Raw genomic sequence first — 10,072 nt, 5'->3', positions numbered from 1 at the left:
CCGTTCTCCCGGTCGTCGCCTCCGGCCTGGGAAATTGCATTGTCCGCCCGTCGGGCCGGGGGCACAGTGGTGCCAGCCCGCCACGGGGGCGCGGCGGTGACCGGGAGGTGGGCGGGATGCGGCAGACCCTGGTGCTCAACGCGAGCTACGAGCCCCTGTCGACGGTGGCTCTGCGGCGGGCCGTGGTGCTGGTGATCCAGCACAAGGCCGTCGTGGAGCACGCGCACCCGGGGCTGCGGGTGCGGGCGGCGGCGGTGGATCTGCCGGTGCCGCAGGTGATCCGGCTGCGGCGGTTCGTGAAGGTGCCGTTCCGACAACGGGCCCCGTGGTCCCGGCGGGGCGTTCTGGTGCGGGACCGGCACCGGTGCGCGTACTGCGGTCGGCGGGCCACGACGATCGACCATGTGGTGCCCCGGTCGCAGGGCGGCGGGGACACGTGGCTGAACACGGTGGCGGCGTGCGCGGAGGACAACCACCGCAAGGCGGACCGCACGCCCGCCCAGGCGGGGATGCGGCTGCTGGCGCCGCCGTTCGAGCCGACGCCGGCCGACGCGCTGCTGCTGGCGGTGGGCGCGCGGGACGCGGACGCGCTGCCGGACTGGCTGGTGCTGCCGAGGACCGCGGCCTCGGCCTGAACGGCCTGAACGACGCGTCGCCCGCTCCCGGGGTCCGGGGGCTGTCTCTTCTACACATTTGACGCTGCCGACGAAGAGGATAGTGTGGAATGCCGGGGGCGTCGTGACTTATAAAAAAAACAACAATCGACGGAAGATCATAGGATGAGGAGCGAACTTTACTGTATGTGCACCGTGCGTATCGGGGGCTGTTCTGAGGTTGGCGTGTGATGCCCATCGGGGGTCGCGCTCGCCGCGGCGTGGGGAGCGTCGGATGGGGATGAGAGACGGGCCTTGGCCAGGGGGGAAGGGCCGGCGGCGGGGTCGAAGCCGCCGCCGTTGGGGCCGCCGGTGTACTTGTTGAGGGTGCCGCCGAGGCCCTTGAGGGCGTCGCCCAGCTCGCTGGGCACGATCCAGAGCTTGTTGGCGTCGCCTTCGGCGATCTTCGGGAGCATCTGCACGTACTGATAGGCGAGGAGCTTCTGGTCGGCGTCGCCGGCGTGGATCGCCTCGAAGACGGTGCGGATGGCCTGGGCCTCGCCCTCGGCGCGGAGCGCCGCGGCCTTGGCGTCACCTTCGGCGCGCAGGATCTCCGACTGCTTGGCGCCCTCGGCCTGGAGGATCTCGGACTGCCGGACACCCTCGGCCTGGAGGATCGCGGCGCGCTTGTCACGGTCGGCGCGCATCTGCTTCTCCATCGAGTCCTGGATGGAGGTCGGGGGCTCGATGGCCTTCAGCTCGACGCGGTTGACGCGGATGCCCCACTTGCCGGTGGCCTCGTCGAGAACGCCGCGCAGGGCGGCGTTGATCTCCTCGCGGGAGGTCAGGGTCCGCTCCAGGTCCATGCCACCGATGATGTTCCGCAGGGTGGTGACGGTGAGCTGCTCGATGGCCTGGATGTAGTTGGAGACCTCGTAGGTCGCCGCCCGGGCGTCCGTCACCTGGTAGTAGATGACGGTGTCGATGTTCACCACCAGGTTGTCCTGGGTGATGACCGGCTGGGGCGGGAAGGGGACGACCTGCTCGCGCAGGTCGATGCGGTTGCGGATGCGGTCGATGAACGGGACGACGATGTTCAGGCCGGCGTTCAGCGTGCGGGTGTAGCGGCCGAATCGCTCGACGATGGCGGCGCTGGCTTGCTGGATCACCTGGATGGTCTGGACGAGCGCGATGACGACCAGCACCACCAGGATGACCAGCACGATGATGATGGCCATCGTGTACTCCCCCTGCTCCTAGACGAGTTGAACTGTTCTCTGGTGACGTGACCGGGTCATCACATCACGACGGCGGTCGCCCCGTCGATTTCCACGACGCTGACCTGGCTTCCGGGCTCGTAGGAGTCGTCCTCCCCCAGGGAACGGGCCGACCACACCTCGCCGGCGAGCTTGATCCGTCCGCTGGTGGCGTCGACCCGCTCCAGCACGACGGCGGAACGGCCCATGAGCGCGTCGGAGCCCGATCTCAGGGCCGGGGGCTGGGTGCGGGCGCGGCGGGCGATGGGTCGCACGGCGAGGATGAGCGCCGTGGACACCACGGCGAACACGATGACCTGGACCACGAGGCTGTCGGACAGGCCGGCCGCGGCAGCGGCGGCGACGGCGCCCGCGGCCAGCATGCCCAGCTCCGGCATGGTGGTCAGGACGAGAGCGATCGCGAATCCTCCGGCGGCGATCAGCCACCACACCCAAAAGTCCACAAACTCATGGTAGATCGGCGGGCGCGCCCCGGAACAGGGCCGGAACGGACGGGCCGTCAGCCCAGCGGCAGACCGTGCGCCGTCCAGCGGTCGCCGTGGCGCTCGACGACGAGGGGCAGGCCGAAGCAGTGGGAGAGGTTGGCCGAGGTGAGAACGGAGTCGACCGGGCCCGCGGTGAGGACCTTGCCCTGTCTGATCAGCAGCACGTGGGTGAAGCCGGGGGCGATCTCCTCGACGTGGTGGGTGACCATGACCATCGACGGGGCGTAGCGGTCGCGGGCGAGGCGGCCGAGGCGGCGGACGAGGTCCTCGCGTCCGCCGAGGTCGAGACCGGCGGCCGGCTCGTCGAGGAGCAGCAACTCGGGGTCGGTCATCATGGCGCGGGCGATCTGGGTCCGCTTGCGCTCGCCCTCGGAGAGGGTGCCGAAGCGGCGGTCGAGGTACTCGCCCATGCCGAGCCGGTCGAGGAAGGCGCGGGCGCGCCGCTCGTCCACGTCGTCGTACTGCTCCTGCCAGCCGGCGGTCATGCCGTAGGCGGCGGTGAGGACGGTCTGGAGAACGGTCTGCCTGCGGGAGAGCTTGTCGGCGAGGGCGCTGCTGGCCATGCCGATGCGGGGGCGGAGGTCGAAGACGTCGACGGCGCCGAGCTTCTCGCCGAGGATCTGGACGGTGCCGGAGGTGGGGAAGAGGTAGCTGGAGGCGATGTTGAGCAGGGTGGTCTTGCCCGCGCCGTTGGGGCCGAGGATGACCCAGCGCTCGCCCTCGGCGACGGACCAGGAGACCTTGTCCACCAGCGACCGGCCTTCGCGGACCACGGATACGTCCACCAGCTCCAGTACATCGCTCATGCGCGCGGTCTCTCCCCTTGCGGTCGCCGTTTCGGTGCCAGTGGGCCCCATGACAAAACTTACGCCACCGGGTGCGCTGTCCGGTCGTCAGGAGGTTCATCGGGCTTGTTTCCTTAAGGTGGAGACATGCTGGATGAACCTCGTGCGGGGCGGCTGGCCGCCTGGGGCAATGCGCTGTTGGCCGGACTGGTCTCGCCCGACGACGCGGCGACGCGGGTGGTCGGTGACGACACCGTGCACCGGGTGGTGGGGCTGCCGGAAGAGCCGGGACCTGTGGGGCTGACGCTGGCGCTCGGCCGGCTGCGGGCGTCGGGGGTGGTGGGGCTGCGGATCGCGCTGCCGGCTCCCGGGCATCCGCTGGGGCTGTGCGGGCCGCCGGCGTTCAACGTGGCGGCCCTCGCCGCCGGGGAGGCGGTGCTGGCGGCGGGATCGGGGCCGGCCATGGGCCTGGTGCCGGAGGTGAAGGAGGCGGGCCCGGCCGGGGACGTGCTCACGGAGGTGGTGTGGCGCTGTCTGCCGGTGCTGCCGGGACCGCTCGCGGACGTGCCGTCGCTGGGCGAGGCCGAGCGGGAGCTGGCGGAGGTGCTGCGGGACGCGACGGAAGCGCTGACGCGGCTGGACGTGGCGGGTGCGGGGCCGATGGCGCGGACGCGGCTGGAGGCGTACCGGGCACGGATGGAGCGGGGGCGGCAGGTGCTGGCGCCGGGGTATCCGCCGCGGGCGGCGGGGGCTGGGACTGGCGCAGCGGGCGGGGGCGCTGGTCGCTGTCGCTTTTACCCATTTGTCGCTGCCGACGGAGAGGGTAGGGTGGGTTGCGGCGGGCGCTGCCTGCGCTCACGAACCGATAGCTGTGAGCTGGCGGCGACCGAGACTAACACGCGCCGCTTCGGCGGCAGCGTGAGAGGGGTATGAGCGGGTGGCGGCGTACAACGCGTACGCGGAGGAGTTGGAGCGGCAGGGCGGTTAGGGCCCCGGGGGGGGGCGGCCGGGCGGCTCGTCGGCCGGTGGCGTGGCGAGGCCCCCGGATCTGGGGTGTCCGGGGGCCTCGTGGGTGCCGGCGAAGGTACGCCTCGCGCGTCGGTCAGTCGTTGATGCCGGTGTTGCCGAACACCGGGTTCAGGATGCCGACGACGTTGATCGAGTTGCCCACCACGTTGACCGGGACGCCGATCGGGATCTGGAGGTTGTTGCCGGAGAGGACGCCCGGCGACTTCACGGCCGCCGCCTGGGCGTCGGCGCCGGACGCGGCGGCCGTGCCGGTGGTGGCGCCGGCGACCGCGCCGGCCGCGGCCAGCACGAGAACGGCCTTTTTGGCAGTGTTCATAAGGGAATTCCTCCTGGACGTCGCTTGCCGCGGCTGCCGGTCGGGAAGCCGCGCGCTGCACAACGCACGGGCCGACCGCGCGGCACGGGCAGGCTGCCCGTTACGCACGATCGGCCCAGCAGACCGGCGTGGTGGGGCCGTCAGTGGTTGACGGAGCCGTTGCCGAAGGCCGGGTTGAGCAGGCCGACGACGTTGATCGTGTTGCCCGTCACGTTGACCGGGACGTCCACCGGCACCTGCACGTTGTTGCCGGAGACGACGCCCGGGGAGTGCACGGCCGCGGCACCCGCGTGGGCGGAAGCGACGCCGGCACCGGCGGCGGCGATGCCGCCGACCATGAGGGTGACCGCGGCGGCCTTCTTGAGGTTGTTCACTTTTCGGACCTTCCTGAGCACGTTGGCCGCGACCGTCCGCCGCGGCTGTTCTGGACAACGGCTGGGGCCCATGGGGGTTGCGCTATTCGAGTGACATACACCCGACCGTATGAATGTTGGCCTGAGATGCAACGCTCCGTTTGGTTCGGGCCGTCGAGTGTTGTAGGGGGTCAGTCGGAGACCCCGTGCCGGACGGCCCAGAGCGCCGCCTGGGTCCGGTCGGCGAGGTCCAGCTTCATGAGGATGTTCGAGACATGGGTCTTCACTGTTTTCTCGGAGAGCACCAGGGCGCGGGCGATCTCGCGGTTGGAGCGGCCGCGGGCGATCAGGGCGAGCACCTGGCGCTCCCGGTCGGTCAGCGAGCCCGCCCGGCCGCCGTTTCCGCCGCCGGAGTCCTGGGCCAGCAGGGCTCCGGCCACCTCGGGCTGGAGCAGCACGTGCCCGGCGTGGACGGCGCGGATCGCGCCGGCCAGCGCGTCGGGGTCGATGTCCTTGTGCACGTAGCCGGCCGCGCCGGCGCGCAGGGCGGGGACGACGGTGCGCTGCTCGGTGAAGCTGGTGACGATCAGGACGCGGGCCGGGGTGTCCAGCTCCTTGAGGCGGCACAGCGCGTCCATGCCGTCGCTGCCCGGCATCTTCAGGTCCATGAGGATCACGTCGGGGCGCAGCTCCTCGGCGAGGGCGACGCCCGCGGCGCCGTCGGACGCCTCGCCGACGACCTCGATGTCGCCCTGCACTTCGAGGAACGTGCGCAGGCCCCGCCGCACGACCTGGTGGTCGTCGACCAGCAGTACGCGGATGGTGTCAGCCACCGGGCACCTCCATCTCGATCACGGTGCCCTTGCCGGGCGCGGATTCCACGGTCAGGCTGCCGCCCACCCCGGCGGCGCGGTCGCGCATGGACACCAGGCCCAGGTGGCGGCCCGCGGTGCGGACGGCCGCGGGGTCGAAGCCCGTGCCGTCGTCGGCCACGCGCAGGACCGTGGCCGTACCCCGGCGGAAGAGGGTGACCTCGACGCGGGTGGGGTCGGCGTGCCGCAGCGCGTTGTGCAGGGCCTCCTGGGCGACCCGGAGCAGGGCGGCCTCCTGGCGCGGGGGCAGGGCGCGGGTGTCCTCGCAGTGGAAGGTGACGCGGGCCGGGTGGGCGCGGTGGAGGACCTGGATCTGGGCCCGCAGGGTGGCGACGAGGCCGTCCTCGTCCAGGGCCGCGGGGCGCAGCTCGATGACGGCGGCGCGCAGTTCGTCCGCGGCCTCGGCGGCGAGGGTGGCGACCTCGCGCAGCTCGCTGCGGGCGCGGGCGGGGTCCCGCTCCAGCAGGGCGGCGGCGGCCTGGGCGGTCAGGCGCAGCGAGAACAGCTTCTGGGCGACGGCGTCGTGCAGCTCGTGGGCGAGGCGGGCGCGCTCGTCGGCGATGGTCAGCTCGCGGGTGCGCTCGTAGAGCCTGGCGTTGGTCAGGGCGATGGCGGCGTGCTCGGCGAGCAGGCGCAGCAGCTCCTCGTCGGCGGCGGTGAAGGCGCAGCCGTCGGGGCGGCGGCGGCCGGGCGGGCAGCGCTTGTTCGCCAGGAAGAGGGCGCCGAGGACCTCCTCGCCGTCGGCGATGGGCATGCCGAGGAAGTCCGTCATCTCGGGATGGGCGGCGGGCCAGCCCTCGAACCGGGGGTCCTGGCGGACGTCGGTGAGGCGGACGGGGGTGGCGCCGTGCAGCATCGCGGCGAGGATGCCGTGCTGGCGGGGCAGCGGACCGATGGCCTTCCACTGCCGGTCGCTGATGCCGTCCACGAGGAACTGGGCGAAGCCGCCGTTGCCGTCGGGGATGCCGAGGGCCGCGTAGCGGGCGTCGAGCAGCTCGCGGGCCGAGGCGACGATCGTCTGCAGCACGTCGCGCACCTGGAGGGTGCGGTTCATGGCGAGCAGGGCGGCGCTCACGGCGGCCAGTCCGGTTCTGGGGCCCATGGGGGAACCGTAACGCGCCGGGGAGCCGCGCCGGATCGGGCGGGCGCAGGGGGTGGGGGGGGGGGGCTCTTATACCCATCTATACGGGATTTCTGCCTGTCTCGTGGGCGCGGAGATGTGTATGAGAGGCAGGGGCCGTGCGGGGCCCGTGCCGGGACGGTCCCGGGTGGGTCCGGGGTCTCCGAAGCGGGGTAGTAATGGGGGTCTTTGCCCCGCTTTTCCGGGGTCGCTAAGAATGGGCGTCGTCCCCGATCGAGCCGTCTCCGAGACGGCCGGAAGCTGAGGTTGAGACTTCATGTCCCTTCGTACCGCGCTGCGCCCGACCCCGTCCCGCGCCCGCCGGATCGTCACCGCCGGCATCGTCACCGCGTCCGCCGCGGTGCTCGGTGTCACCGGTGTCTCCGGCACCGCGAGCGCCGCGAGCGCCGCGGAGAGCAATCAGGACATCGCCCGGGAGATGATCGACGACGACACCCAGTACGCGTGCTTCGCGAACATCGTGGATCACGAGAGCGACTGGGACCACACGGCGACCAACGCGTCCAGCGGCGCCTACGGCCTGGTGCAGGCCCTGCCCGCGTCGAAGATGGCGGAGGCCGGCGCCGACTGGAAGACGAACCCCGAGACCCAGATCGAGTGGGGCCTGGACTACATGAACGAGCGCTACGGCAGCCCGTGCGGCGCGTGGGCGTTCTGGCAGGCCAACCAGTGGTACTGACAGGTCCGGCGCGTCCTGACGGACAGCGGCACATGACGGTGGCGGGCACCCCGGTCGGGGTGCCCGCCACTGTCGTGCGCGGGTGCGGAAGCGGGCGGGGTCGTCCCGGTCAGTTCCGCATGACCTCCGGCTCGTGCCGGCGCAGGAACCTCATGACCAGGAAGCCGCAGACGACGCCGATGACGATCAGCATCGACACGTCCAGCAGCCAGTAGCCGACCTCGTGCTCCCAGAGGGGGTCCCGGTCGACGTCCTCGGGGTTCGCGGGCAGGGTCAGCTCGTTGAGGTACACCGTGGAGCCGGTGCCGGCCAGGGCCCAGCGCGACGGCATCAGCCAGGCGATCTGCTCCACGCCGAGGCTGCCGTGGACCTTGAAGAGAGCGCCGGTGAAGACGAGCTGGACGACGGAGATCATCACCAGGAGCGGCATCGTCATCTCGGAGGTGCGGACCAGGGCCGAGATCACCAAGCCGACCATCATCGAGGTGCAGCCCAGCACCATGAGGACGATGATCAGTTCCGCCATGGGCGAGAAGATCACGCCGTCCAGCGGAATGTCCCGGGGAACGAGGCCGATCAGGCCGAGGATGAGCCCCTGGATCACGGTGACGAAGCCGAGGACGAAGACCTTCGACATCAGATACGCGGAGCGTGACAGGCCCACGGCGCGTTCCCGCTCGTAGATCACGCGTTCCTTGATCAGCTCGCGGACCGCGTTGGCGGAGCCGGTGAAGCACATGCCGACGACGAGGATCAGCAGGATGATGCTGGCGTCGCCGTTGCGGTGGCCGTTCTCCCGGGCGCCCGGGCCCAGGCCGTGCTCGGCGGGGATGACCGCGCTGACGACGCCCAGGACGATGGGCAGCGCCAGGGTGAGGCCGAGGAAGCCCTTGTCGGCGACGATGACCGCCGCGTAGCGCCGCATCAGCGTCCAGACCTGGGAGCCCCAGGTCTGGGCCTTCTGCTGCATGACGGACACCGGATGGAACTGCGGCGGGGCCGCCTGCGGCTGCACCGCGTCCACGTCGGCGGCGTACATCTGGTAGTGCTGCGAGCCGCGCCAGCGGCCCATCCAGTCGAAGTCGCGGTAGTTCTCGAAGGCGGAGAAGACGTCGGCCCAGTTGTCGTAGCCGAAGAACTCCAGCGCCTCGTCCGGCGGGCCGAAGTACGCCACGCCGCCGCCGGGTGCCATGACCAGGACCCGGTCGCACAGCCCCAGCTCGGCCACGGAGTGCGTGACGACCAGGACGGTGCGGCCGTCGTCGGCCAGGCCGCGCAGGAGCTGCATCACGTCGCGGTCCATGCCCGGGTCGAGGCCCGAGGTGGGCTCGTCCAGGAAGATCAGCGACGGCTTGGTCAGCAGCTCCAGGGCCACGGACACGCGCTTGCGCTGGCCGCCGGAGAGGGAGGAGATGCGCTTGGTCGCGTGCGGGCTGAGCTTGAGCTCGGCGAGCACCTCCTCGACGCGGGCGTTGCGCTCGGTCTCCCCGACGTCGCCGGGGAAGCGGAGCTTGGCCGCCAGCCGCAGCGCCTGCCGGATGGGCAGCGCGGTGTGCAGGATGTCGTCCTGCGGGACGAGGCCGATGCGGTGGCGCAGCTCCGCGAAGTGCGTGTAGAGGTTCCTGTGGTCGTACAGGACCTCGCCGTAGGTCGCGGGGCGGTAGCCGGTCAGGGCGCGCAGCAGCGTCGACTTGCCGGACCCGGACGGGCCGATGACACCGATCAGCGACTTCTCCGGGACACCGAAGGAGACGTCGTTGAGGATCGTCGTCTGGCCGTTGTTGACCTTGACCGTGAGGTGGCGGGCCGAGAACGAGACCTCACCGGTGTCGACGAACTCCTGGAGCTGGTTGCCGACGAGCCGGAACGTCGAGTGGCCGATACCGACGGTGTCGGTGGGCCCGATGTAGCGGCGGGCGTTCTTCTCCAGTTGCTGGCCGTTGACGTACGTGCCGTTGTGGCTGCCGAGGTCGTGGATCTCGAAGCGGCCGTCGGCGTGCGCGACGAACTCGGCGTGGAAACGCGAGACCTGGAGGTCGGAGACGACCAGTTCGTTCTCCAGCGCACGGCCGATCCGCGTCACCTGGCCGACGGCGAGCATGTGGAGGCTGGTCGCGCCGCGGTCGATGGCGCCGGTGCCTCCCCAGTCGTGCTGCGGCTGCCCCGCGAACGCCGGCTGCCCCTGCGGCGGCATCGCCGGCGGCTGGCCGGCCATGGCCGCGGCCGGCGCCTGGTGCTGGGCTATGGAGGGGGCCCCGGAGAAGGTGAGACGGGGGCCGTCCGTCGCGTTGCCGAGGTTGATCACCGCGCCCGGCCCGAGCGCGGCCTGCTGGACGCGCTGTCCTTGTATGTACGTTCCGTTGGTGCTGCCGTGGTCCTCCACGATCCAGCTCTGTCCGCCCCAGCGCACCGTGGCGTGCCGCCAGGAGACGCGGGCGTCCTGCAGCACGAAGTCACCCTGCGGATCCCGGCCCACGTGGTAGGCCCGGGTGGGATCCAACGTCCAGGTTTGTCCGTTCAATTCGAGTACGAGTTCCGGCAC

General features: G+C 71.3%; 10 protein-coding genes and 1 pseudogene. 3 read left to right on the top strand and 8 right to left on the bottom strand.

All coding sequences use genetic code 11. From position 1 onward, the window contains the following. Positions 1–116: 116 nt before the first annotated feature. Entirely contained in the window at positions 117–635 is a 519-nt protein-coding gene (locus tag BN2279_RS14385) for an HNH endonuclease (protein WP_059009522.1), read from the top strand. A 158-nt stretch (positions 636–793) separates the two neighbouring features. On the opposite strand, the gene BN2279_RS14380 is transcribed toward BN2279_RS14385, so the two are convergent. The 3 genes from BN2279_RS14380 to BN2279_RS14370 are packed head-to-tail and all read right to left on the bottom strand — an operon-like array spanning position 794 to position 3,161. Continuing rightward, a complete protein-coding gene (locus tag BN2279_RS14380) occupies positions 794–1,831 on the bottom strand; it encodes an SPFH domain-containing protein (protein WP_234347826.1) in 1,038 nt (345 codons plus the stop codon). Between the two features lie 59 nt (positions 1,832–1,890). Then, positions 1,891–2,313: an NfeD family protein gene (locus tag BN2279_RS14375; RefSeq protein ID WP_059009521.1), complete on the bottom strand. Its 423-nt coding sequence runs from the start codon at positions 2,311–2,313 to the stop codon at positions 1,891–1,893. Positions 2,314–2,369: 56 nt separating this feature from the next. Beyond that, entirely contained in the window at positions 2,370–3,161 is a 792-nt protein-coding gene (locus BN2279_RS14370) for an ABC transporter ATP-binding protein (RefSeq protein WP_059009520.1), read from the bottom strand. 126 nt (positions 3,162–3,287) lie between these two features. On the opposite strand from BN2279_RS14370, the pseudogene BN2279_RS14365 reads away from it, so the two are divergent. Next, a pseudogene (locus tag BN2279_RS14365) lies at positions 3,288–4,062 on the top strand (hypothetical protein). 180 nt (positions 4,063–4,242) lie between these two features. On the opposite strand, the gene BN2279_RS14360 reads toward BN2279_RS14365, so the two are convergent. The 4 genes from BN2279_RS14360 to BN2279_RS14345 form a co-directional block, all read right to left on the bottom strand. Next, complete coding sequence (locus tag BN2279_RS14360; protein ID WP_059009518.1) at positions 4,243–4,485, bottom strand: chaplin; 243 nt, start codon at positions 4,483–4,485, stop codon at positions 4,243–4,245. A gap of 140 nt (positions 4,486–4,625) precedes the next feature. After that, on the bottom strand, positions 4,626–4,859 hold the full coding sequence (locus BN2279_RS14355; RefSeq protein ID WP_059009516.1) for a chaplin: 234 nt from the start codon (positions 4,857–4,859) through the stop codon (positions 4,626–4,628). A gap of 170 nt (positions 4,860–5,029) precedes the next feature. Then, positions 5,030–5,671 carry a response regulator gene (locus BN2279_RS14350; RefSeq protein WP_059009514.1) on the bottom strand — a complete coding sequence of 214 codons (642 nt, stop codon included), beginning with the start codon at positions 5,669–5,671 and terminating at the stop codon, positions 5,030–5,032. Beyond that, positions 5,664–6,812 carry a GAF domain-containing sensor histidine kinase gene (locus BN2279_RS14345; RefSeq protein ID WP_059009512.1) on the bottom strand — a complete coding sequence of 383 codons (1,149 nt, stop codon included), beginning with the start codon at positions 6,810–6,812 and terminating at the stop codon, positions 5,664–5,666. The genes BN2279_RS14350 and BN2279_RS14345 overlap by 8 nt, the downstream gene beginning before the upstream one ends. A 295-nt stretch (positions 6,813–7,107) precedes the next feature. Here BN2279_RS14345 and BN2279_RS14340 point away from each other — a divergent pair, with 295 nt between their 5' ends. Beyond that, positions 7,108–7,530: an aggregation-promoting factor C-terminal-like domain-containing protein gene (locus BN2279_RS14340; RefSeq protein ID WP_059009510.1), complete on the top strand. Its 423-nt coding sequence runs from the start codon at positions 7,108–7,110 to the stop codon at positions 7,528–7,530. A gap of 109 nt (positions 7,531–7,639) precedes the next feature. Here BN2279_RS14340 and BN2279_RS14335 read toward each other — a convergent pair whose 3' ends face one another. After that, positions 7,640–10,072 (bottom strand): FHA domain-containing protein, encoded by a 2,433-nt coding sequence (locus BN2279_RS14335; protein ID WP_059009508.1) that lies wholly within the window; start codon positions 10,070–10,072, stop codon positions 7,640–7,642.

The organism is Streptomyces specialis, assembly GCF_001493375.1.
GTDB classification, from domain to species: domain Bacteria; phylum Actinomycetota; class Actinomycetes; order Streptomycetales; family Streptomycetaceae; genus Streptomyces; species Streptomyces specialis.
Note: the sequence above shows the minus strand (reverse complement) of the source record. Positions and strands in the feature narration are given on the sequence as shown.

What these genes read in the sequence shown, in the direction of transcription:
- BN2279_RS14380 (WP_234347826.1), bottom strand. Translation starts at nt 1,831, where the DNA reads ATGGCCATCATCATCGTGCTGGTCATCCTGGTGGTGCTGGTCGTCATC.
- BN2279_RS14340 (WP_059009510.1), top strand. Translation starts at nt 7,108, where the DNA reads ATGTCCCTTCGTACCGCGCTGCGCCCGACCCCGTCCCGCGCCCGCCGG.
- BN2279_RS14345 (WP_059009512.1), bottom strand. Translation starts at nt 6,812, where the DNA reads ATGGGCCCCAGAACCGGACTGGCCGCCGTGAGCGCCGCCCTGCTCGCC.
- BN2279_RS14385 (WP_059009522.1), top strand. Translation starts at nt 117, where the DNA reads ATGCGGCAGACCCTGGTGCTCAACGCGAGCTACGAGCCCCTGTCGACG.
- BN2279_RS14370 (WP_059009520.1), bottom strand. Translation starts at nt 3,161, where the DNA reads ATGAGCGATGTACTGGAGCTGGTGGACGTATCCGTGGTCCGCGAAGGC.
- BN2279_RS14360 (WP_059009518.1), bottom strand. Translation starts at nt 4,485, where the DNA reads ATGAACACTGCCAAAAAGGCCGTTCTCGTGCTGGCCGCGGCCGGCGCG.